The organism is Paraburkholderia flava (genome assembly GCF_004359985.1).
GTDB classification, from domain to species: domain Bacteria; phylum Pseudomonadota; class Gammaproteobacteria; order Burkholderiales; family Burkholderiaceae; genus Paraburkholderia; species Paraburkholderia flava.
This window is the reverse complement of the sequence record NZ_SMRO01000005.1, coordinates 116920-140481: the sequence shown is the minus strand read 5'-3', so window position 1 is coordinate 140481 and position 23562 is coordinate 116920. Positions and strand designations below refer to the sequence as shown.

General features: G+C 64.2%; 20 protein-coding genes. 15 read left to right on the top strand and 5 right to left on the bottom strand.

Features of this window, described 5'->3' with window-relative positions; genetic code table 11:
- The first annotated feature begins 525 nt into the window (after positions 1–525).
- The 3 genes from E1748_RS31080 to E1748_RS31070 are packed head-to-tail and all read left to right on the top strand — an operon-like array spanning position 526 to position 4751.
- Positions 526–2187: an efflux MFS transporter permease gene (locus tag E1748_RS31080; protein ID WP_133651142.1), complete on the top strand. Its 1662-nt coding sequence runs from the start codon at positions 526–528 to the stop codon at positions 2185–2187.
- 15 nt (positions 2188–2202) lie between these two features.
- Entirely contained in the window at positions 2203–3348 is a 1146-nt protein-coding gene (locus E1748_RS31075) for an HlyD family secretion protein (RefSeq protein WP_133651141.1), read from the top strand.
- 5 nt (positions 3349–3353) lie between these two features.
- The gene (locus E1748_RS31070; protein ID WP_133651140.1) at positions 3354–4751 is read left to right on the top strand and encodes an efflux transporter outer membrane subunit; all 1398 of its coding nucleotides are present in this window, start codon (positions 3354–3356) and stop codon (positions 4749–4751) included.
- Between the two features lie 75 nt (positions 4752–4826).
- Here the strand turns inward: E1748_RS31070 and E1748_RS31065 are convergent, their stop codons facing one another.
- Positions 4827–5984 (bottom strand): porin, encoded by a 1158-nt coding sequence (locus E1748_RS31065; protein WP_133651139.1) that lies wholly within the window; start codon positions 5982–5984, stop codon positions 4827–4829.
- Between the two features lie 481 nt (positions 5985–6465).
- On the opposite strand from E1748_RS31065, the gene ugpB reads away from it, so the two are divergent.
- From ugpB to E1748_RS31010, 11 genes are all read left to right on the top strand, one after another.
- On the top strand, positions 6466–7791 hold the full coding sequence (gene ugpB, locus E1748_RS31060) for a sn-glycerol-3-phosphate ABC transporter substrate-binding protein UgpB (RefSeq protein WP_133651138.1): 1326 nt from the start codon (positions 6466–6468) through the stop codon (positions 7789–7791).
- Between the two features lie 113 nt (positions 7792–7904).
- On the top strand, positions 7905–8789 hold the full coding sequence (gene ugpA / locus E1748_RS31055; RefSeq protein WP_133651137.1) for a sn-glycerol-3-phosphate ABC transporter permease UgpA: 885 nt from the start codon (positions 7905–7907) through the stop codon (positions 8787–8789).
- Entirely contained in the window at positions 8786–9631 is an 846-nt protein-coding gene (ugpE, locus tag E1748_RS31050) for a sn-glycerol-3-phosphate ABC transporter permease UgpE (RefSeq protein ID WP_133651136.1), read from the top strand. The genes ugpA and ugpE overlap by 4 nt, the downstream gene beginning before the upstream one ends.
- An 87-nt stretch (positions 9632–9718) precedes the next feature.
- On the top strand, positions 9719–10807 hold the full coding sequence (locus E1748_RS31045; RefSeq protein ID WP_133651135.1) for a sn-glycerol-3-phosphate import ATP-binding protein UgpC: 1089 nt from the start codon (positions 9719–9721) through the stop codon (positions 10805–10807).
- 42 nt (positions 10808–10849) lie between these two features.
- Positions 10850–11152 carry a DUF3761 domain-containing protein gene (locus E1748_RS31040; RefSeq protein ID WP_133651134.1) on the top strand — a complete coding sequence of 101 codons (303 nt, stop codon included), beginning with the start codon at positions 10850–10852 and terminating at the stop codon, positions 11150–11152.
- Positions 11153–11375: 223 nt separating this feature from the next.
- The gene (gene ettA, locus E1748_RS31035; protein WP_133651133.1) at positions 11376–13040 is read left to right on the top strand and encodes an energy-dependent translational throttle protein EttA; all 1665 of its coding nucleotides are present in this window, start codon (positions 11376–11378) and stop codon (positions 13038–13040) included.
- 264 nt (positions 13041–13304) lie between these two features.
- Entirely contained in the window at positions 13305–14429 is a 1125-nt protein-coding gene (locus tag E1748_RS31030; protein WP_133651132.1) for a DUF748 domain-containing protein, read from the top strand.
- Between the two features lie 92 nt (positions 14430–14521).
- Positions 14522–15058 (top strand): 2,4'-dihydroxyacetophenone dioxygenase family protein, encoded by a 537-nt coding sequence (locus E1748_RS31025; protein ID WP_133651131.1) that lies wholly within the window; start codon positions 14522–14524, stop codon positions 15056–15058.
- Between the two features lie 58 nt (positions 15059–15116).
- On the top strand, positions 15117–16418 hold the full coding sequence (locus E1748_RS31020) for an MFS transporter (protein ID WP_133651130.1): 1302 nt from the start codon (positions 15117–15119) through the stop codon (positions 16416–16418).
- Positions 16419–16446: 28 nt separating this feature from the next.
- Positions 16447–17175 (top strand): SDR family NAD(P)-dependent oxidoreductase, encoded by a 729-nt coding sequence (locus E1748_RS31015; protein WP_133651129.1) that lies wholly within the window; start codon positions 16447–16449, stop codon positions 17173–17175.
- Positions 17176–17381: 206 nt separating this feature from the next.
- Complete coding sequence (locus tag E1748_RS31010; RefSeq protein ID WP_133651128.1) at positions 17382–18188, top strand: IclR family transcriptional regulator; 807 nt, start codon at positions 17382–17384, stop codon at positions 18186–18188.
- Positions 18189–18322: 134 nt separating this feature from the next.
- Here E1748_RS31010 and E1748_RS31005 read toward each other — a convergent pair whose 3' ends face one another.
- From E1748_RS31005 to E1748_RS30990, 4 genes are read right to left on the bottom strand one after another with little or no spacing between them, the layout of a single operon-like run.
- On the bottom strand, positions 18323–18946 hold the full coding sequence (locus E1748_RS31005) for an HAD family hydrolase (protein WP_133651127.1): 624 nt from the start codon (positions 18944–18946) through the stop codon (positions 18323–18325).
- Complete coding sequence (locus E1748_RS31000) at positions 18943–19494, bottom strand: cysteine hydrolase family protein (protein ID WP_133651126.1); 552 nt, start codon at positions 19492–19494, stop codon at positions 18943–18945. The genes E1748_RS31005 and E1748_RS31000 overlap by 4 nt, the downstream gene beginning before the upstream one ends.
- Positions 19495–19520: 26 nt before the next feature.
- On the bottom strand, positions 19521–21335 hold the full coding sequence (locus E1748_RS30995; protein WP_133651125.1) for an aminopeptidase P family protein: 1815 nt from the start codon (positions 21333–21335) through the stop codon (positions 19521–19523).
- Positions 21336–21354: 19 nt separating this feature from the next.
- Positions 21355–21609, bottom strand: coding sequence for a hypothetical protein (locus E1748_RS30990; protein ID WP_133651124.1), 255 nt, complete (start codon positions 21607–21609; stop codon positions 21355–21357).
- A gap of 557 nt (positions 21610–22166) precedes the next feature.
- Between E1748_RS30990 and hemA the strand changes: the two genes are divergently transcribed.
- A complete protein-coding gene (hemA, locus tag E1748_RS30985; protein ID WP_133651123.1) occupies positions 22167–23453 on the top strand; it encodes a glutamyl-tRNA reductase in 1287 nt (428 codons plus the stop codon).
- The last annotated feature ends 109 nt before the right edge of the window (positions 23454–23562 follow it).

The following is a 23562-nucleotide window of genomic DNA, read 5'->3' as shown; positions in this document are numbered from 1 at the left end:
GCTCGATTTCTGGATTATTTTTTAAATGGGCAAATCGCCGGCACGATTGGAGCAAGCCATTTTTAGGTTGTCAACTGCGATTCGATTGCCCGGCACCTGGCAATTTGCGAACTTCGCGGTTTCAATTAGCGCGGTTTTATCGAGCTGTTTAAATCCCGAAGTGTCACGCCGTTTTCTTTTTTAACGCTTCAGCTTTTTCCAGAGAATTTCCGTAGTCGAACGCTCACGCATAATCGCCATTTGAAAATGACTACGGACTTCGACACCATCGCACGTCGATATTTCGACACGTCAATACACCCGCCCCATCCCGCTCGATCTTGCGTAGATTTTGCATCGGGTCGAGTCCGACCTTCATCGCGACATGCGTGTGGTTAAACCAACCGCCCGATAGTATGCTTTGGCGCGAGGTACGCCGCCGCAACCATGTCACAACCGACGACGATGTTTCGTCTAATGGTTCAGAAAAGCTATCCCGGTTTGCTTGCAGAGCGGGTCGTGTCCCAAGCGGAGTCCCCCCACTTCATGTCAGAGCCGATCGAGTACGTCTTCAAGCCGAGCGAGCGGCCATCGCTGCCCGGCTCTCCCTACAATCCCGAGCATCCGGGCGCACGTCGCGCCGGGTATTTCGCGATAGGTTGTCTGCTCGGTATCACCCAAGGCCTGGGCAACGCGCTGGTCGTGGTGAACCTGAACTTCGCGCAGGGCACGCTCGGCCTCTTCAGCGACGAAGCCAACTGGCTGAGTGCCGCGTATTTCATGGTGTACGTGTCGGTGAATCTGCTGCTGGTGAAGTATCGGCAGCAATTCGGCCTGCAGCGTTTTATCCGCGGCACGCTCGTCGCGTATGCGCTGATCAATCTGCTGCATCTGTTCGTCGAGAGTTTCTGGATGGCGGTCGCGGTGCGCGCGATCAGCGCGGTATCCGCAGCCGGTTTGACGACACTCGCGATCAACTATCTGCTGCAATCGATGCTCCCGCCGAAAAAGCTGCACGGCATCATGATCGGCATCAGCATTCCGCAGCTCGCCGTGCCGCTCGCGCGCGTGCTGTCGCCTGGCCTGCTGAATACCGGCGACTGGCACATGCTCTACTGGTTCGAGTTCGCGCTGGCGCTCGCGTCGCTTACCGCAGTGATGCTGCTGCCGTTACCGCGCAGCGATCGGGTCAAGGTCTTCGAGCCACTCGATTTCCTCACCTTCGCGCTGCTCGCCCCCGGTCTCGCGCTGGTGGTCGCGGTGGTGTCCGAAGGACGCATCGAATGGTGGATGGAGCGTGCATGGATGGGCTGGTCGCTAGCCGCCGGCATCGCGCTGGTCACCGCGGGGATGCTGGTCGAACATCGGCGCGCAAACCCGCTGATCAACACCCGCTGGCTCACCAGACGAGAGATGATGCGGGTGATTCTGGTGGCCGCCACGATCCGCATTCTGCTGTCCGAGCAGGCGTTCGGCTCGGTCGGATTGCTGACGCTCTTCGGCATGCTCAACGACCAGATGATCACGCTGAACCTGATCATCCTCTCGGCGTCGATTGCCGGCATCGCAGTCAGCGTGTTGACATTCAGACCGGACAATCCCGCATCGGCGGTCCGGCTCGCGGTGCTGCTGATCGCCGTCGGCGCGTTCCTCGATGCCGGCGCGACCAACCTCACGCGACCGGAAAACTTCTACTTCAGCCAGGCGCTGATCGGGTTCGCGTCGCTGCTGTTCCTCGGCCGCGCGATGGTGATCGGGATGGCGCAGGTGCTGCTCGCGGGCGGCCAGCATTTCGTCACGTTCGTGGTGCTGTTCAACATCAGCCAGAGCGTCGGCGGGCAGATCGGCACCGCGTTGCTCGGCACGTTCCAGATCATCCGCGAGCGTTTCCATTCGAACGAACTCGTGCAGTCGATCGATCTCGCCAATCCCGTCATCGCCGCGCGCATTCATGCCGCCGGCATGGCCCGTTTCGCGCAGACCGTGACACGCGAGGCCAATATCCTCGCGTATAACGACGTGTTCCTGCTGGTCGGCGTACTCGCAGTGCTCACGCTGTTGTGGGGCTACGCGATTCGCTGGTCGGTACGGCGGAACAACGAGCTTTCGCCGATCGTCGCGCTTCAACAAAAAGTCATGCAGGCTCAGGCCGCCCAGGCTGCGCTCGCGGCACAGGCCAGCCACGAAAGTAACGTCGGAAACAGGTAAAAGGTAAGCGACTCGATGAACACACAGAACACCGGGCCGTCGAAGGCCACTCCCGGGCCCGCTGCATCTGCTACCCCCGCTGCCGACCCGCTCGGCGCGCCGCACGGCTGGCGCCCGCCCGAGAAAAATCTCACGACCATCATCGCGATCGTCGTGCTCGCGATCGTCGCGATCCTCGTCGTGCTGTACGCGTGGCGACTGCCGCCGTTCTCCGGTCTCCCCGAAAAAACCGACAACGCGTATGTGCGCGGATTCGTGACGACGATCAGTCCGCAGGTGAGCGGCTACGTGACGAGCGTGCCGGTCAGCGACTTCGCCGAGGTGAAGACCGGCCAGGTGCTCGTGACGATCGACGACAGCACCTATCGCGCGCGGGTCATGCAGGCCGAAGCGAACCTCGCCGCGCAGCGCGCGACCTTCGCGAATTCCACGCAGTCGCAGCGCTCGCGCGAAATCGCGATCCAGGGCCAGGAAGCGAATATCGCGAGCGCCCGCGCACAACTCGCGCGCACCGAGGCGGACATGCGACGCGCCGACGCGCTGGTCAAGGACGGCTCGCTGTCGAAGCGCGAACACGACCAGGCGCGCGAGGCGCTGCTCGCCGCGCAGGCGTCGTTGCAGCAGGCGCTCGCGAGTCGCGCGATCGGTTCGGAAGATGTGCGCACGGTGCTCGTCGCGCGTCCGGGTCTGCAGGCCGCGATCGATGCGAATCAGGCCGCGTTGCTCAGCGCGCAGATCGACCTGGGGCACACGGTCATCCGTGCACCGGTCGATGGGCAGCTGTCCGAAGTCGGCGTGCGCAACGGTGCTTACGTCACGGCCGGTACGCAGCTGATGTCGCTGGTTCCGCACAGCGTGTGGATCGTCGCGAACTATAAGGAAGCGCAGACCCACCACATGCGCGTCGGCCAGGCGGCGACGTTCGAAGTCGATGCGCTCGGCGGTGCGAAACTGCGCGGCCACGTCGAAGAAATCGCGCCAGCGACCGGATCGGAATTCGCGGCGATCCGCTCCGACAATGCGACCGGAAATTTCGTCAAGGTCGCGCAGCGGATTGCCGTGCGGATCAACGTGGACCCGGGGCAGGAACTGGCGCAGCGGTTGCGGCCGGGGATGTCGGTCGAAACCTCGATCGATACACACGGCGGTAAACAACAGTGAAGCCCGTGAACCGCTCCGTCTCTCTTCTCGCCGTCGCGCTGCTGCTTGCGGCCTGCTCCGGGCCGCCGGTAAAAACCGCGACGGTGCCCGCCGTCGCGCCGCCCGCAACGTGGCGCACCGATGCCGGACCGACGACGCCGCTCGATACCGCATGGTGGCGGCAATTCGGCGATCCGGCGATGACCGCGCTGGTCGAGAAGGCGCTCGCGAACAACACCGATATCAACGTCGCTGTGAGTCGCGTGCGCGCGGCGCGTGCCAACGTGCAACTGGCACGCTCCGCACTGCTGCCGACGCTCGATGCGAACGCCGGTGCGTTGCGCTCGAGCAGCGTCAGCGGCTTTGGGACGCAGCTTTTCCAAAGCGGCGGACAGTTCGAAGTCGAAGCAGCGTGGGAAGTGGATCTGTTTGGCCGGCTGTCCGATCAACAGTCGGCGGCACGCGATGCGTATCTCGCCAGCGAAGCGGCACGCGACGCGACGCGGCTATCGATTGCCGGTGCGACCGCGAGCGGCTACATCACACTGCTCAGTCTCGATGCGCAACTGAAAATTGCCCACGAAACGCTCGCCGCGCGCGCCGATTCGCTGCGCCTCGCGAAACGGCAATTCGACCAGGGCTATTCGTCGAAGCTGGAACTACAGCAGGCGCAGGCCGAGTACGAGTCGACCGAACAACTGATTCCCAGCACTGAACTGGCAATCGCGAAAGCCGAAAATGCGTTGAGCCTGCTCACCGACGAAACACCGTCGGCGATCGAACGCGGCGCCGTCTTCGATGCGTTGACCGAGCCCGGCATTCCCGCAGGCCTGCCGTCGAACCTGCTGCGTCGTCGGCCCGATATCGCAGCGGCCGAGTATCAGCTCGCGGCCGCGGACAAATCGCTGCTCGTCGCGCGGAAAAACTTCCTGCCGCAGGTGCGTCTGTCGACCGCGCTGGGTCGATCGTTTTCGACTGCGCAGATCGATCCGATCACGATCTGGTCACTGGGCGGCAGTCTGCTCGCGCCACTGTTCGAAGGCGGCAAGCTGACCGCCGAAGCCGACAAGGCAGGCGCGCAACGCGACGAAGCGGCGTTCGCCTATCGCGGTACGGTACTGACGGCCTTTCGTGAAGTCGAAGACGCGCTCGCGTCGGCGCAGCACTACGACGAGCAACTGACCTTGGTCAAAGCGCAGCGCGACACGCTGGTCGAAACGCTGCGCATCGCGACCAACCGTTATCGCGAAGGCTACACGACCTATCTCGATCAACTCGATGCGCAGCGCGGTCTGCTCTCCGCACAGCTGAGCGTCGTGCAGATTCGCGCGAACGCGCTGAGTTCGCGCGTGCAGCTTTATCAGGCGATGGGCGGCGGCTGGAGTGCCGACAGCATCGAGAGCGCGAACGCGAACGCGAAATAAAAAATGCCGGGCCGGGTCTGTCGAACCCGGCCCGGCATTTCTTTTCCGCAAACCGGCAGAACCGGCAGAACAAAATCAGAACTTGTGCCGGATACCGACACGAGCGGCCAGCTGATTCGTCGTCCCCGCACCCGACGGACCGAAGAACGCCGTGCTCGACCCGATCTGCGCCTGCACGTCCGTTGCGCCGTTGCGTCCCGCTGCCTTCTGGAACACGCCGACCACATAGACATCGGTACGCTTCGACAGCGCGTAATCGAGACTCGCGTCGACCTGGTTCCAGTGGCCGCTGTTCGCGTTGTGCATGTTCTCGTACGTATACGCGAGGCTGCCCGTCAACGCTGGCGTGAAGTTGTAGCGCGCGCCGATGTCGTACGCGTCGAAGTCCGTCGCTGCGCCGTTCAGCGCTTCGATGCGCGTATTCGTATAGAGCCCGAACACGGCCAGCGGGCCGAACAGATAGCGCGCACCGATGCCGAACGTGCGCAGATCCTTGCCACCACCGGTGCCGCCCGCATTGACGTTCGAGATCGTCGTCAGGATGCTCGGTGCGGCGGCTGTCGGATACGAAATGTCCGTATAGGCTGCGCCGACCGACAGGCTGCCTGCTGCATAGTTGAGCCCGAAGCTGTACGTGCGCGACGACCCCGTCGAGCCGACCGGCGCCGACCCGGCGAACGCGCCCGCCTGATTCGAGAAGCCGTACAACGCGCCGAATTTGAAACCCGAAAAGTCCACCGATGCGAACTTCACCGAGTTGTTGATCCGGCTGTTGACCAGCTGGTCGACGTCGTTGATGTGATACGCGTAGTTGCCGGCCATGTTGTTCGTGCCGGCCGAATACTGGTTGCCGAGCACGTCGGTCGATAGCGAATACTGGCGGCCGAACGTCACCGCGCCGACCGACTTCGACGACAACCCAACAAACGCCTGGCGACCGAACTCCGCGCCGCCCTGGTTCAGCGCGCCGGTGCCGGTGTTGAAGCCGTTTTCGAGCACGAAGACCGCGCTGTATCCGTTGCCGAGATCCTCGGAACCGCGCATGCCCCAACGCGTGCCTTGCGCGACGCCGTCGTCGTATTTGAAGCGCTTGCCCGAGCCGGTCGCGGTCGCGCTGTGGTTGACGTAGCTAAGCCCGGTATCGATCAGGCCATACAGCGTCACGCTGCTTTGTGCATGCGCGACACCTGCGAACGTGCTGAGTGCGGTGAATACGAGAAGTGGTTTTTTCATCTGAATCCGTCTCCAGGAATCTATGAATTTCTTGTCGTTGCAGCGAGCGGTGCTGCCCGCAGCCTGAGGCGAAACCCCAACGCCCGGCATCCGGCAGTCGAGGGTGGTTGAACATAAAGCAGACTGAAAGGAACGTCCAATATATTTTTGGACGTCGTTCCATATTTTTGGGATATACCGGCGGGGTGGCGGGAGGACGCGACAGCGGCGTTGCACCAGCATGGCGCTTTGTCGAAGGCCACAGCGCAATCCGCGTTTCCGCCGATGCAGGGTTCGGCAAAACCAGTGATACATTGCGCCTTTTATGGGCCTGCAAAGCCGGTTGCAACCGGCGTAGATGTGCGATCAACCGTGCAATACAGCGAAAGAATCTGTGCCGGTCGATCCGCAGGACTCCAGCATTTTATTGTCATCGACCCGAATTAGAATCGCGCATCCGCCCGAGAGGCGCTCACACGCAAGTATCGAAGGAGACCCATCGATGATTGGAAAACCCCTGATCCGTTCGCTGTCCGTTGCTGCCGTGCTCGCCCTGGGCGTCGCCCAGCACGCGCAGGCCGCAACCGAAATCCAGTTCTGGCACGGGATGGAAGCCGCACTGGGCGAACGCCTGAACGACATCGCGAACGCGTTCAACGCGTCGCAAAGCGACTACAAGATCGTTCCGGTCTACAAGGGCAATTACGACCAGACGCTCGCCGCCGGCATCGCCGCGTACCGCAGCGGTAACGCGCCCGCGATCCTGCAGGTGTACGAAGTCGGCACCGCCACGATGATCCAGGCGAAGAAGGCCGTCATTCCGGTCTCCGACGTGTTCAAGCAGGCCGGCGTGCCGCTCGACGAAAAAGCGTTCGTGCCGACCATCGCCAGCTACTACAGCGACGCGAAGACCAACGAGCTGATCTCGATGCCGTTCAACAGCTCGACGCCGGTGCTGTACTACAACAAGGACGCGTTCAAGAAGGCCGGGCTCGATCCGAACAAGCCGCCGAAGACGTGGGCCGAACTCGAACAGGACGCACAGAAGCTGAAGGCATCGGGGATGTCGTGCGGCTACTCGTCGGGCTGGCAGAGCTGGATCCAGCTCGAGAACTACAGTGCGTGGCACGGTGCGCCGTTCGCGTCGGAGAACAACGGCTTCGACGGCACCGACGCGGTGCTCGAATTCAACAAGCCGTTGCAGGTCGCGCACATCCAGTTCCTGCAGAAGATGGCGAAGGAAGGCACGTTCTCGTACGTCGGCCGCAAGGACGAACCGGTGTCGAAGTTCTATAGCGGCGACTGCGGGATCATCACGAACTCGTCGGGCTCGCTCGCGACGATCAAGAAGTACGCGAAGTTCAACTTCGGCACCGGCATGATGCCGTACGACGCGAACGTGAAGGGTGCGCCGCAGAACGCGATCATCGGTGGCGCGAGCCTGTGGGTGCTGTCGGGCAAGGATCCGGCCACGTACAAGGGCGTCGCGAAGTTCCTCGCGTACCTGAGCTCGCCGGCCGTCGCCGCGAAGTGGCACCAGGACACGGGCTATCTGCCGGTCACGAAGGCCGCGTATGAGCTGACGCAGCAACAGGGCTTCTATGAAAAGAACCCGGGCAGCGACACGGCAATCAAGCAGATGCTGAACAAACCGCCGCTGCCGTTCACGAAGGGCCTGCGTCTCGGCAACATGCCGCAGATCCGCACGATCATCGACGAAGAACTCGAACAGGTCTGGGCGGAGAAGAAGTCGCCGCAGCAAGCGCTCGACTCGGCGGTGTCGCGTGGCAACGAACTGCTGCGTCGTTTCGAGAAGGCAGGCAGCTAATACGGTTGTCGTACCGGTTGTAAAAGCAGAGAAGCATGACGAAGCGGCCGTGGTTTTACCCACGCGGCCGCTTCGTCGTTCCGCATCACGTTTCACTCCAGCAGGAAAATTCGATGGATAAACGCTCCCGCTTCGGCTCAGGCGTCCTGCCCTATCTGCTCGTCGGCCCTCAGCTCGCGATCACGCTGGTTTTCTTCCTGTGGCCCGCCGGCGCCGCGCTATGGCAATCGACGCAGACCCAGGACGCGTTCGGCACGTCGAGCGAATTCGTCGGGCTGGCGAACTTCCGCCAGCTGTTCGCCGATCCGCTGTATCTGTCGTCGATGTGGACGACGCTCATTTTCTGCACGCTCGTCACGGTGTCCGGTCTCGTGATCTCGCTGCTGCTCGCGGCCTGCGCGGACCGCGTGACGCGCGGCGCGAAGGCGTACCAGACGCTGCTGATCTGGCCGTACGCAGTCGCGCCCGCGATCGCGGCCGTGCTGTGGTCGTTCCTGTTCAATCCGAGCATCGGACTCGTCACGTATGCGCTCGCGAAGTACGGCATCGTGTGGAATCACGCGCTGAACGCGGGGCAGGCGATGTTCCTCGTCGTGCTCGCGTCGGTGTGGAAGCAGGTCAGCTACAACTTCCTGTTCTTCTACGCGGGCCTGCAGGCGATTCCGCGTTCGCTGATCGAAGCCGCTGCGATCGACGGTGCCGGTCCGGTGCGGCGCTTCTTCGGCATCGCGCTGCCGCTGCTGTCGCCGACCAGCTTCTTCCTGCTCGTCGTGAATCTGGTCTACGCGTTCTTCGACACGTTCCCGGTCATCGATGCAGCCACCGGCGGCGGTCCCGCTCAGGCGACCCGCACGCTGATCTACAAGATTTTCGCGGAAGGCTTCCAGGGGCTCGACATCGGCAGCTCGGGCGCGCAGTCGGTCGTGCTGATGGTGATCGTCGTCGGGCTGACGGTCGTGCAGTTCCGTTTCGTCGAGCGGAGGGTTCAATACTCATGATCGAAAATCGACGCGGTTTCGATATCTTCTGCCACGCGGTGCTGCTGATCGGCGTCGTGCTGGTGGTGTTTCCCGTGTACGTCGCGTTCTGCGCGGCCACGATGAGTGAGCATGAAGTGTTCACCGTGCCGCTGTCGCTGATCCCGAGCACGCATCTGTTCGAGAACGTTGCGACCGTGTGGTCGCAGGGCAGCGGCAACGCGGCCGCGCCGTTCGGCCGGATGCTGTTCAACAGCCTCGTGATGGCGCTCGTCATCGCGGTCTGCAAGATCGCGGTCTCGATGCTGTCGGCGTACGCGATCGTGTTCTTCCGTTTCCCGTTTCGCAATACGGCGTTCTGGCTGATCTTCATCACGCTGATGCTGCCGGTCGAGGTGCGCATCTTCCCGACGGTGCAGGTCGTATCGTCGATGCATCTGAGCAACACGTACGCAGGGCTCACGCTGCCGCTGATCGCATCCGCAACCGCGACGTTCCTGTTCCGCCAGTTCTTCATGACGCTGCCCGACGAATTGATGGAGGCCGCGCGCATCGACGGCGCGGGGCCGCTGCGATTCCTGTGGGACATCGTGATGCCGCTGTCGAAGACGAACGTCGCCGCGCTGTTCGTGATCACCTTCATCTACGGCTGGAACCAGTATCTGTGGCCGATTTTGATCACGAGCCAGCAGTCGCTGACGACGGCGGTCGTCGGGATCAAGAGCATGATCGCGTCCGGCGACACCGCGACGGAATGGCATCTGGTGATGACCGCAACGCTGCTCGCGATGTTGCCGCCGCTCGCGGTCGTGCTGACGATGCAGCGCTGGTTCGTGCGCGGGCTCGTCGATGCGGAAAAGTGAGCGGGCCGAAGCAGTGAATACCTCAATGAACACAACACGCGGCCGCTCGGATCGAGCCGGCCGCCTCTGCACTGAAAGGCGGGTGGAATGGCTGCGCTGACGCTCAAGGCTGTCAAGAAGACCTACGACGGCAAACAGTTCGTGCTGCACGGGATCGATGTGGACATCCGCGACGGCGAGTTCGTCGTGATGGTGGGTCCGTCGGGTTGCGGCAAGTCGACGCTGCTGCGGATGGTCGCCGGGCTCGAGAGCATCTCCGACGGCGAGATCTCGATCGGCGGCACGGTCGTGAACCGGCTCGAACCGAAAGACCGGAACATCGCGATGGTGTTCCAGAACTACGCGCTGTATCCGCACATGAGCGTCGCGCAGAACATGGGCTACGCGCTGAAGATCGCGGGCACTGCGCCCGCCATGATCGCGCAGCGCGTCGATGCGGCCGCGAAGATTCTCGAACTCGGGCCACTGCTCGAACGCAAGCCGCGCGAATTGTCGGGCGGTCAGCGGCAGCGCGTTGCGATGGGTCGCGCGATCGTGCGCGAACCGGCGGTGTTTCTGTTCGACGAGCCGCTGTCGAATCTCGACGCGCGGCTGCGCGTGCAGATGCGGCTCGAAATCCAGCGACTACATGCGCGCCTCGCGACGACGAGCCTGTACGTCACGCACGACCAGGTCGAAGCGATGACGCTCGCGCAGCGCGTGATCGTGATGAACAAGGGCCACGCCGAACAGATCGGCTCGCCGACCGACGTCTACGAGCGGCCCGCGACGGTGTTCGTCGCGAGCTTCATCGGCTCGCCGGGGATGAATCTGCTGCACGGCCGCGTGTCCGCCGACGGCTCGACGTTCGAGATCGCGGACGGTGGTCCTTCGCTGCCGATCGCGGGTGCACCGTCGATCGGTCGCGAAGTGACGGCTGGGCGCGAGTGGATCGTCGGCATCCGTCCCGAGCACATGACGCCGGGTTTGCCCGACGCGGCGCATGCGACGCTCACCGTCGATTCGTGCGAACTGCTCGGCGCGGATAATCTCGCGCATGGGCGCTGGGGCGTGCACGATGTCACCGCGCGGCTGCCGCACACGCACCGGCCCGCAGCGGGCGAAGCACTGCAGGTTGCGCTGCCTGCGCGGCATCTGCATTTCTTCGATCCGGCGAGTGGGCAGCGGGCGAACTGACGCGAGCCGGGACTACGCGGCGACGCGCACGATCGAGAAACCATGAGACGACCCATCGCACTCAGATTGATCCGTCCGTGCGCGGCGTTCACCGTCGCGTTTCTATTGAGCGTGTCGCCGGCATTCGCGTACGTCGCACCCGGCACGAACGCCGACGAAGGCAATCTCAGCAATCACAACACCTACCGGAATCACGACGGCGACACCGTGCATGCGCCGGCGCGCTCGCTGTCCGGACAGGTTCCGCAAAGCGCGACCGCGCGCTGCCGCGACGGCACCTATAGTTTTAGCCGCCATCGCAGCGGCACTTGCTCACGGCACGGCGGTGTCGCGGACTGGCTGTAGATCTGCGCGAGCCGCTACGCCGCCCCGCTCGCTGTCGCCCGTCGCGGCGAAGTACAATGCCACCTGAACCATCCGCCCGCGCGCGGGGGCAGTCTCAAGCCCAGCGACGCGCCGGTGCCGGGCGCCCTGCCCGGCCTGCACCGCGGGCCTGTACCGATTTCCCATTCACCCCCGATTGCCGGTCCTCATGCGGCCGGCGTCGCCAACGTCCTATTGCAAGCAAATGGCCCAATACGTCTTCACCATGAACCGGGTCGGCAAGATCGTGCCGCCCAAGCGCCAGATCCTCAAAGACATCTCGCTGTCGTTCTTCCCCGGCGCGAAGATCGGTCTGCTCGGCCTGAACGGCTCGGGCAAGTCGACGCTGATCCGCATCATGGCGGGCGTCGACAAGGACATCGAAGGCGAAGCGACGCCGATGCCGAACCTGAACATCGGCTATCTGCCGCAGGAACCGCAGCTCGATCCGCAGAAGACCGTGCGCGAAGCCGTCGAGGAAGGTCTCGGCGAAGTGTTCGGCGCGCAGAAGAAGCTCGACGAAATCTACGCGGCGTACGCAGAGCCGGACGCCGACTTCGACGCGCTCGCCGCCGAGCAGGCGAAGTATGAAGCGATCCTGGCCACTGCCGACGGCAGCGCCGAGCAGCAGATCGAAATCGCCGCCGACGCGCTGCGTCTGCCGGCATGGGACGCGAAGATCGAAAATCTGTCGGGCGGCGAAAAGCGTCGCGTCGCACTGTGCAAGCTGCTGCTCGAAAAGCCCGACATGCTGCTGCTGGATGAGCCGACCAACCACCTGGACGCGGAATCGGTCGAGTGGCTCGAACAGTTCCTCACGCGCTTTCCTGGCACCGTCGTCGCCGTGACCCACGATCGCTACTTCCTCGACAACGCAGCCGAATGGATTCTCGAACTCGACCGCGGCCACGGCATTCCGTGGAAGGGTAACTACAGCAGCTGGCTCGACCAGAAGGACGAGCGGCTGAAGCAGGAAGAGTCGTCGGAATCGGCGCGTCAGAAGGCGATCAAGAAGGAACTGGAGTGGGTGCGCCAGAACCCGAAGGGACGCCAGGCGAAATCGAAGGCACGGATCGCGCGCTTCGAGGAACTGAACAGCCAGGACTACCAGAAGCGCAACGAAACGCTCGAAATCTTCATCCCGGTCGGCGATCGCCTCGGCAATGAAGTGATCGAATTCAAGAACGTGAGCAAGGCGTACGGTGACCGTCTGCTGCTCGACGACGTCAGCTTCAAGATTCCGGCGGGCGCGATCGTCGGGATCATCGGACCGAACGGCGCCGGCAAGTCGACGCTGTTCCGGATGCTGACCGGTAAGGAACAGCCGGATTCGGGCGAGATCGTGCAAGGCCCGACCGTGAAGCTCGCGTATGTCGATCAGAGCCGCGATGCACTCGACGGCTCGAAGACCGTGTTCGAGGAAATCTCCGGCGGCGCCGACGTGCTGACGGTCGGCAAGTACGAAACGCCGTCGCGTGCGTACATCGGCCGCTTCAACTTCAAGGGCGGCGACCAGCAGAAGAACGTCGGCAACCTGTCGGGCGGCGAGCGCGGCCGGCTGCATCTGGCGAAGACGCTGATCGCGGGCGGCAACGTCCTGCTGCTCGACGAACCGTCGAACGATCTCGACGTCGAAACGCTGCGCGCACTCGAAGACGCACTGCTCGAATTCGCCGGCTCCGTGATGGTGATCTCGCACGATCGCTGGTTCCTCGACCGGATCGCGACGCACATTCTCGCGTTCGAAGGCGATTCGCAGATCACGTTCTTCGACGGCAACTACCAGGAATACGAAGCCGACAAGATCAAACGGCTCGGCGAAGAAGCGGCGCGTCCGAAGCGTCTGCGCTACAAGCCGATCGCTCGCTGATGTAACGCGGCGCGGTGCGCGGCCCGGCGGCAGGTCTCTATCGATACGCCGCCGGGTACGGCGCTTGCGCGCACGCTCGCCGTAACGCGGCTTTGTTTCTCTGCTCGTCTGTATCGCAGTAACACCACTGGAACGCCGCACTATATTCGCCGCGTGCTGCGCATCGCGCACAAGCACGCGCCGCCGCATAGGCCCGGCCGCACCGGGCAACGCCACAAGCCGAGCAACGCTCGACGCGTAAAGCACGGCAACGAGGAGGCAGGCATGGTGATGTCGATCGGCAAACGCGTGGCCATCGCCGTTGCGGGCGTCGTAGTCGTAACCGCCGCAGCCGCGCTTGTCGGGCTCCACTTCGTGCAACGCGAAGTCGAAGCGCGCGTGGTCGCGGCACTCGGACCGCTCGGCAGCGCGGGGCGGATCGATGTCGGCTTCACGTCGGTGCATCTGTTCGACGTGCGGCTGAAGGCGCCCGAAGGCTGGCCCGCCGATCCGCTGCACGCGGACGAAATTGTCCTCACGCCCGACATTGGCGATCTGCTCACGCATCGCGTGCATCTGCGCGACATCACCGTTCGCGGCTTCACCCTCACCGCGTTGCGCACGAAGGATGGCGCATTGCGGCTGTTGCCGAATCTGCGTCAAACCGTGGGCGAACCGCAGCCGTCGCAAGCTGCGAGCGCAGCCACGCCTTCCATGCCCGCCGAAAAGCTGATCGACCACATCTCGTTCGAACGCGGCACGTTCGAGTTCTACGATCAGTCGGTGAGTAATCCGCCGTTTCATGTGACCATCGGCGACGCGGGCGCGCAGGTCGATCATCTGCATCTGCCTGCGCTCACTGAGCCGACCAACGTGGCAGTCAATGGATCGATCAAAGGTCCGCAGCACACCGGCAAGGTGTCGCTCAACGGATGGATCAAGATCGCGAGCAAGGATTCTCAGATGACCACGTCGCTGCGCGGCGTCGACGTCGTGACGCTCGATCCGTATCTGCTGAAGAAGGCCGGCGCGAAAGCGCAGGTCACGGGCGGCACCATCGACCTCACGCTGAATTCGACGGTGCGCGACTACCGGCTGCACGCACCCGGCACGCTGACGCTACATAAACTCCAGCTCGCGGAAAGCAGCGATCCGCTCGACACGTTCCTGTCGATCCCGACGCGCGCCGCCGTCGCGGCGCTCAAGTCGCACGGTAACGACATCACGCTGCACTTCGTGCTCGACGGCAATCTGCGCGATCCGAAATTCCGGCTGAACGAAAACCTGATGACCGAACTGCGCACCGGTTTTGCAAAGACGCTGGGCGTCAGCGTGGAAGGTGTCGCGAAGGGCGCGGGAGAAACGGTGAAGGGACTCGGCGATGCGTTGAAGAATCTGATCGGGCAGTAAAGAGCGCGTGCTTGACACGCGCCGCGCAAAGCTCGACGATTTGTCCATAATCTGATTTATCGATCCACAATATGGACAAATCAGGAGACACCATGTCCGCTCCCTCCGCCGGCGCAAATGCGCCGGATGCACTCACGCCCTACCAACTCCCCAATCCCCCCGAAGCATTGCGCGAGATTGTCGTCGAATCCGCGATCCCAACGGACGAACGTCTGTGGGTCCCGCAAGCCGACAACGTATGGTTTCGCCCGCTGTGCCTGAACGTGTCGACCGGCTACTGGATGAACCTGCTGCGCGTGCGCAAGTCCGGCGTGCTGAGTCGTCACCGTCATCCGCAGGCGGTGCACGGGATGGTGCTGAAGGGCAAATGGCGCTATCTCGAACACGACTGGGTCGCGACCGAAGGCAGCTACGTGTTCGAGCCGCCCGGCGAAACGCACACGCTGTACGTGCCCGAAGACGTCGAGGAAATGATCACCTACTTCCAGGTGAACGGCGTCATGTACTACTGCGATCCGTACGGCAACTTCACCGGTTATGAGGACGTGTTCACGAAGCTCGAAATGTGCCGCGCGCATTTCGAGAAGGTCGGACTCGGCGGCGGATTCGTCGACCAGTTCGTGAGGTAAGCGCGGTCACTCTGCTTCATCCATCCATAGACTCAAAAGAGCATCGGAGGAGACAACCATGCAGGCCAAGACCTCGCGCCTCGCGCGCATCCAGGTGATCGCGCTCGTGTTTCTGACACTCGCGGGCATCGTCAATTATCTCGATCGCAGCACGCTGTCGATCGCGAATCACTCGGTCAGCGGTGAACTCGGTCTCAGCGCATCGCAGATGGGTTTGCTGCTGTCGGCGTTCTCGTTCTCGTACGCGTTTTCGCAACTGCCGATGGGCGTGCTGCTCGACCGCTTCGGCGCGCGGCTGATGCTCGGTGTCGGGATGCTCGTGTGGTCGGTCGCGCAGCTGTTCGGCGGACTCGTGCAGACGTTGCCGCAGTTTCTCGCCGCGCGGATCGCGCTCGGCATCGGCGAGGCGCCGCAGTTTCCAGCGGGCGCGAAGGTCGTCAGCGAATGGTTCGCGCTGCGCGAACGCGGCCGGCCGACCGGCATCTTCACGACGTCGTCGACGATCGGCCCCGCACTCGCGCCGCCGATCCTCACCGTGTTGCTGCTGGTGTTCGGCTGGCGCTGGATGTTCGTCGTGATGGGCGTGCTCGGCATCGCGGTCGCGATCGGCTGGTACATCGTCTATCGCAACCGCGCCGACGTCCGGCTCGCGCCCGAAGAAGTCGTCCACCTGACCGAAGAAGAACCGCACACACGCGCCGAACGCCGGATGACGTTCGCCGAATGGCGCGGCCTGTTCGCGTCGCGGACCACGTGGGGGATGATCTTCGGCTTCATGGGCGTGATCTACATGGTGTGGCTCTATCTCACCTGGCTGCCCGCGTATCTCGAACACGAACGCCATCTGTCGATTGCGAAGACCGGCTGGATCGTGTCGATTCCGTATCTGTTCGGCACGCTCGGGATGCTGTCGAGCGGCTTCGTCGCCGACGGTCTGATGGCGCGCGGCGTCGCGCCGATCCGCAGTCGCAAGTGGCCGATCTGCACCGGACTCATTTTCGCGGCGGTCTTCACGGTGCCCGCTGCGTACACGCCGAACACGACGCTCGCGATCGTCTATCTGTCGCTCGCGATGTACTTCATCAACCTCGCGAGCGGCGGCGCGTGGGCGCTCGTCAGCGTCGCGGCGCCACGGCATCTGGTGGCGTCGCTCGGCAGCATTCAGAACTTCGGCGGGTATTTCGGCGGGTCGTTTGCGCCGTTCATCACCGGGGTCGTCGTCGATCGCACGCATTCGTTCGTCAACGCGTTTTTGATCAGCGCGGCGGTGTCGTTTGCGGCGGCACTCGTTTATATGTTCGTCGTGCGCGTGCCGATCGCCGATCGCGTCGACGAAGCGGTCGCGGCTCGGCCTGCGTGATTTTTTCTTTCCGGTTGATCGATCCATCATGACGTTTCAGCACGATCTTTTCGCAGGCAAAACCGCTGTCGTGACCGGCGGCACTCAGGGCATCGGCGCGGCAATCGCGCTGCGGCTCGCCGCGCTCGGTGCACGCGTCGTCGCGGCCGGGCTCGCGCCGACCGATGCGCAGCGCGCGGCACTCGGTGCGTCGATCGAGGTCGTCGCGCTCGACGTTGCATCGACTGACGACGTCGCCGCGCTGTTCGCGCCGCTGTCGTCGCTCGATGTGCTCGTGAACTGCGCAGGCATGATCCGTCGCGGCGAAGAGCACGACGTCGATGTGTTCGAGCAGGTGATCGACGTGAACCTGACCGGCACGATGCGCGCGTGCTCGGCGGCTCGACCACTGCTCGCGGCGAGTCGCGGCACGATCGTCAATACGGCTTCGATGCTGAGTTTTTTCGGCGGCGGGCTGGTGCCGGCGTACGCGGCGAGCAAGGGCGGCATCGTGCAGCTGACGAAATCGCTCGCGCTCGCGTATGCGCGCGACGGTATTCGCGTGAACGCGGTCGCACCCGGCTGGATCGCGACGCCGCTTACACAGGCGCTTCAGGACGATGCGGAACGCTCACGTGCGATTCTGGAGCGCACGCCGCTCGGTCGATGGGGTGAGCCGCACGATATCGCGCAGGCGGTTGCGTTTCTTTGCTCGCCGGCTGCGGCGTTTGTGACGGCGACGGTTTTGCCGGTGGATGGGGGGTATCTGGCGGCTTGAGCGTGTCGGGAGCGGTCGGCAAACGAGCCGTGAAAGCAGCGGTGACGCGAGCCACTAGTCGCCCCACGGGTGCCACTTCAGCGACCGATATAATCGCGGCCACTTTCTAGCAGGGCTCGTGCGCCATGCACGGCACGGCATCGATCGCCTTCCTGTCCGCAACTCACAACCGTCGTCAGTCACACAGCTATCCGCCATCGACAACCATGCCGACTTCCACCGACTCTCGCGACGCCGCCCAAGCCACCGGTACCGCCGCCTTCTCGAAGTTCATGGCGGTGCTGCAACTGATCGCGGATGCCGCCGAACCGCCGACCATCGCGCAGCTCGCGACGCTTAGCGGCTATCCGCGGCCGACGGTCTACCGGATCGTCGGTGCATTGATCGCCGAGGGACTGGTGATCGAGCGCCCGCACGGCGCGACGTTCGAACTCGGTCCGCGGCTGCTGACGCTCGCGAGCCGCAGCTGGGAGCGCTCGGATCTGCGCGTCGCCGCGACCGATGCGTTGCAGGCGCTGCGCGATGCGACGCAGGAGACCGTGCATCTCGCAGTGCGCAGCGGCACGGAGATGGTCTACATCGAGAAGCTGGAAAGTCCGCACGCGGTGCGGATGGCGTCGCGGATCGGCACGCGTGTGACGCTCTATTCGAGTTCGGTCGGCAAGGCATACCTCGCGGCGCTCGATTCGCGCGCACGCGATGCACTGCTGCAAGGACTCGTGCTCGAACGCTTCACGCCGAACACGATCGTCGAACCGGCAGCGCTCGCGGCCGAACTCGACGCGACGCGGGCACGTGGTCACGCGGAAGATCGCGAGGAAAACGAAGCGCAGATTTTCTGCTACGGCTGCGCGATTACGGGTCCGGACGGCGAGCCGGTCGCGTGCATCAGCGTGAGTATTCCGCTGTTTCGCCGCAGCGCGACGCCGGAGGAAACTTATATCGAGCCGCTGCGGGCGGCGTGTCGTGCGATTGCGGAACGGCTCACGCCGATGTCGCGCGGCGGGCAGTAGCGGCACGAAGATAGATCGAACCGTAGCTCAATCGAGCCGCTGCGTGCTGCGTGTCGTGCAGTTGTAGAACGGCTCACGGCCATATTGCGCGGCAGACAGTCGCGACTACGCGCAACGCGACACAAAACGAACGTTCAGACAGGCAGCCCAAGCGCCCGCAACGCGGCACCCGTCGTCGCCGCGCCGGTGTGATGCACCCCATGCCAGCCGAGCGCAGTCGCAGCCTCTGCGTTCTTCAGATTGTCGTCGATGAAGACCAGCTCTTCCGGCGCGATACCCGGTAGCCGCGCTTCGATCCGCTCGCGCATCACAGCGAAGATCGCCGGGTCCGGTTTCACGAGCTTGATGCGACCCGACACGACGATGTCGTGAAACCGCCGCAGCACCGGGAAGTGTTCCCACGCATACGGAAACGTCTCCGCCGACCAGTTGGTCAGCCCGTAGATCGGCACATCAGCAGCTTCGAGCGCTTCGACGATCGTGATCATGTCTTCATGCAGGCCGACGATCATCTCGTGCCAGCGGTCGTAGAACGCACGAATCAGCGGCGCGTGTTCGGGAAACTTCGCGATCAGTTCGGCAGTCCCTTCGGCGAGCGGCTGGCCGCCGTCCTGGCGGATCACCCAGTCCATCGTGCAGACGTTCGCGAGAAACCAGCGGCGCTCCGCTTCGTCCGGAATCAGCTTGCGATACAGATGCTCCGGACTCCAGTCGATCAACACGCCGCCGAAATCAAACACGACTGCCTTGATCGTCATGCGAGCTCCGTCGCGAGCACGTCGGACAGCAGACGCACACCGACGCGGTTGCCCGACAGCGACGTGCGCGGCCACAGCTGGTTGTAGTGATCGACGAGCTGTTTCGGCGTGAGTGCCGACGTGTGCTGTGTGGTGTGCAGATCGCCGACGATCGTCGTCCGGAAGCCAAGCGACGCCGCACTGCGCGCGCCGGTGTCGATGCAGAACTCGGTGGCGTAGCCGCAGATCAGCACGCGTTCGACGCCGCGCCGCGCGAGCAGATCGGCGAGCCGCGTCTCGTGAAACGAATCGCCGACCGCCTTGTTGACGACCGCGTCCGCATCGTTGCGCACGAGGCCGGGGTGCAGTTGCCAGCCGTCGGTGTTCGGCTCGACTTCGTCGCCGGCCTCGCCGTCGTGCTGCACGAAGAACACCGGCACACCGGCTGCACGCGCGGCGCCGGTCAGCCGGTTGATGCCGTCGACCACTTCGTCGCCGCGATACGCAGCGTCGGGGCCGAAGAAAAACGCCTTCTGTACGTCGATGACCAGCACCGCGAGATCAGTCATACCGTGTCCTCGTCAGAACCCTGGCTTCACACCGGCTGCGTGCGCGCGTCGAGCCACGCCTTCGCGTCACCCGACACATGCGGCGACACGCGCGTGCGCACCATCTCGTGATACGCGTTCAGCCACGCGCGTTCGTCGTCGCGCAGGCGCGCAAGCGCGAGGCAGCGCGTGTCGATCGGGCACAGCGTCAGCGTTTCGAACTTCAGGAAGTCGCCGAACTCGGTCTGCTCCGCTGCGCGATTCAACACGAGGTTCTCGATCCGCACGCCCCACTTGCCCGGCCGGTACAGACCCGGTTCGATCGACGTGATCATCCCTTCTTCCATCGCGGTCCACGATTCGGCGGCCGCGTAGTGCGCGATCACCTGCGGACCTTCGTGCACGTTCAGGAAGTAGCCGACGCCGTGACCGGTGCCGTGACCGTAGTCCGCGCCCGCTTCCCAGATCGGCGTGCGCGCGATCGCGTCGAGCATCGGCGAGCGGATGCCGCGCGGGAACTGCGCACGCGACAGCGCCATCGTGCCTTTGAGCACCGTCGTGAAATCGTTGCGCTGCGCGTCGCTGATCGTGCCGACCGGCACGACCCGCGTGATGTCCGTTGTGCCGCTCAGGTACTGGCCGCCGGAATCGATCAGCAGCAGACCATTGCCTTCGATCGTCGCGTGCGACTCGGCCGTTGCGCGATAGTGCGGCATCGCGCCGTTCGCGTTGAAGCCGGCGATCGTCGCGAAGCTCAGCGACTTGAAGCCGGGCCGGCGCGCGCGGGCTGCCGTCAGACGCTCGTCGATGGTCAGCTCGGTGACCTTCTCGCGGCCCAGCGCGCTTTCGAACCACGCGAAGAATTCGGCGAGCGCGGCGCCGTCCTGCTCCATCGTCGCGCGGATGTGTTCGGCTTCGGCCTCGGTCTTGCGCGACTTGAAGAACGTCGACGGATTCACCGCCTCGATCAGCTTCACGGTAGACGGCACCGACTGCAGCACGCCGAACGTGATCCGCCGCGGATCGATCAGCAGCGTTGCGCCGGCGGGCAGCGCCATCAGCGCGGCGGCCGCGTGCGCATACGGCTCGACCCGCACGCCGTCGCGCGCCAGCGACGACGAGAGGCCGTCCGGCACCTTGCCGTCGGCGACGAACAGCGTCGCGCGGTCGAGGCCGATCAGCGCGTGCGCCACGAACACCGGGTTGTAGCTGACGTCCGCACCGCGCAGGTTGAGGAGCCACGCGAGGTCGTCGAGTGTCGAGATCAGATGCCACTGCGCCCCGGTTTCCTGCATCGCGCGGCGCACCTGGGCCAGCTTGTCGGCGCGCGCGACGCTCGCGTGCGGCGCAGCGTGTTCGTAGACGGCATCGGTCGGCAACGTGGGACGCTGCGGCCAGATCGTTTCGAGCAGATCGACGTCGGTGCGCAGGCGGACGCCGCGCGCGGTCAGCGCGTCGGTCAGCGTGCGTGCGGCAGCGACGCCCAGCACTGCGCCGTCCGCGCCTACCGTGCCGCCAGCCGCGACGTTCTGCGCGAGCCACTCGACATGCGGGGCGCTCTGCTGGCCGCCGGTCATTTTCATCAACTGCACGCCGGTGTCGGCCAGCTGCGCGTCGGCCTGGACCCAGTAGCGGCTGTCGGTCCATAGTCCTGCGAACTTGTCGGTGACGACCAGCGTGCCGGCGGAACCGGTGAAGCCGGACAGCCATTCGCGGCCTTGCCAGCGGCCCGGCAGATATTCGGACAGATGCGGATCGGCGGACGGCACCAGATACGCGGCGATTCCTTCGCGGGCCATCGCGCCGCGCAGCTCGGCGATGCGCTCGGGGATCGAGGAGATTTTCGGAAGACGGGCATTCATCGGATTCACCTGCTAGCGTTCATCGACGGGATAACAGGCCGACCGTCACGGCGACGGCGATCAGCGCGGCAGCCGTGCACACCGGCCACTCGAGCAGATCGCCATCATGAAAGAGACCAGTCACGTTGCCGGCCATCAGGCCGATCACCGCGCCGGCGACGCCGGCCGCGACCGCCATCCACCAGCGGGCGCGGCTCGCACGGCGCAGCGGGTGCAGCCATCTACCAGCGAGACCCACTGCGACGCCGAGCACCAGAATGCCGAACCAGCCCATCAGCGGACCTCGCCGCGCTGCGGACCGGTCGAGTGGGCGGGCGTCGCGTCCCCGGATAACATCGTTCTCTCTTTCATCGAAGGTCGGCACCGCTGCTGACGGTTATTCGTTGTACGCAGCGGTTTGTTTAATGTTCCATTCTCTATGGACAGTCCACACGGCCGGCCGGTTGTGGACACGAATCGCAGTGCCCGTTCGATCGACACGGTCGAACCACGGGTACGCTGTTTGCGCGTAGGGCTGCCAGACCCCGATCTTCTCACGACCGGCACTCCAGAAACCAACCGACGGCGCGCAAGTTTCGTCTCAGGTAAGACGAATCAGGATTGACCACTACGAAAAGCGGTTCTGCGGCGGATAGTCGCGGCTCGGCTGAGGTGCCGGCAAGCCTGCGCCCGCTTCATCGCAGCTATCCGCGCCGGCTTTCCCGGCAGCGCGAAGCAGCCGCTTCGCGCGAGGCCGGACGCAGGCGACGCCCCATTCGCCGGAGAATCGGCCGGACAGACTGAAAGAACCGCGGAAAAGCTATAATATTGCGCTGAACCATAGCCCCGCATATGCAGCTTCTAACGATCGGAATCAATCACCACACCGCGCCCGTCGCCTTGCGCGAACGCGTGGCGTTTCCGCTCGAACAGATCAAGCCTGCCCTTGCGACGTTCAAGGACATATGGCTCGGCGCCACGGCCCGCACGGCGCCCGAAGCGGCGATCCTGTCCACCTGCAACCGCACCGAACTCTACTGCGCGACCGACGACCAGACGGCGCGCGAAGCCGCGATCCAGTGGCTGTCGAAGTACCACAATCTCCCCGTCGATGAACTCGCCCCGCACGTCTACGCACTGCCGCAGTCGGAAGCCGTGCGGCACGCGTTTCGCGTCGCGTCGGGCCTCGATTCGATGGTGCTCGGCGAAACGCAGATCGTCGGACAGATGAAGGACGCGGTGCGTACCGCGTCGGAGGCCGGCGCGCTCGGCACCTATCTGAACCAGTTGTTCCAGCGCACGTTCGCCGTGGCGAAGGAAGTGCGCAGCACGACCGAGATCGGCGCGCAGTCGGTATCGATGGCGGCGGCGGCCGTGCGGCTCGCGCAGCGCATCTTCGACAAGATCTCGAACCAGCGCGTGCTGTTCATCGGCGCGGGCGAAATGATCGAGCTGTGCGCGACGCACTTCGCCGCGCAGCAGCCGCGTGAACTGGTGGTCGCGAACCGCACCGCCGAACGCGGCTCGCGGCTCGCCGAACGCTTCAACGGCCGCGCCATTCCGCTCGCCGATCTGCCCACGCGGATGCACGAGTTCGACATCGTCGTGTCGTGTACCGCGTCGACGTTGCCGATCATCGGGCTCGGCGCAGTCGAGCGCGCGGTGAAGGCACGCCGCCACCGGCCGATCTTCATGGTCGACCTCGCCGTGCCGCGCGACATCGAACCGGAAGTCGGTCAGCTCGAAGACGTGTTCCTGTACACCGTCGACGATCTCGGCGCGATCGTCCGCGAAGGCAATGCGTCGCGTCAGGCGGCGGTCGCGCAAGCCGAAGCGATCATCGAAACGCGCGTGCAGAACTTCATGCAGTGGCTCGACGCGCGCAGCATCGTGCCGGTCATCCGCCACATGCACACGCAGGCCGACGCACTGCGCCGCGCGGAGGTTGAACGCGCGCAGAAGATGCTCGCGCGCGGCGACGATCCGGCTGCCGTACTCGAAGCGCTGTCGCAGTCGCTGACCAACAAGCTGATCCACGGCCCCACGCACGCGCTCAATCGCGCGAGCGGCGCGGACCGCGACTCGCTCATCGATCTGCTGGGCGGCTTTTACAAACACTCTGGCTCCTCGGAGCGTTAGCGGCGCTCCCCCGCCGTCGCGCGGATTGTCGCGCGCTTGCCGGCACCCGTTCAGGGGCCGCGCGCCGTACCGATTCCAATTCACTGTCCGACCTTTCCGGAACCCGCTC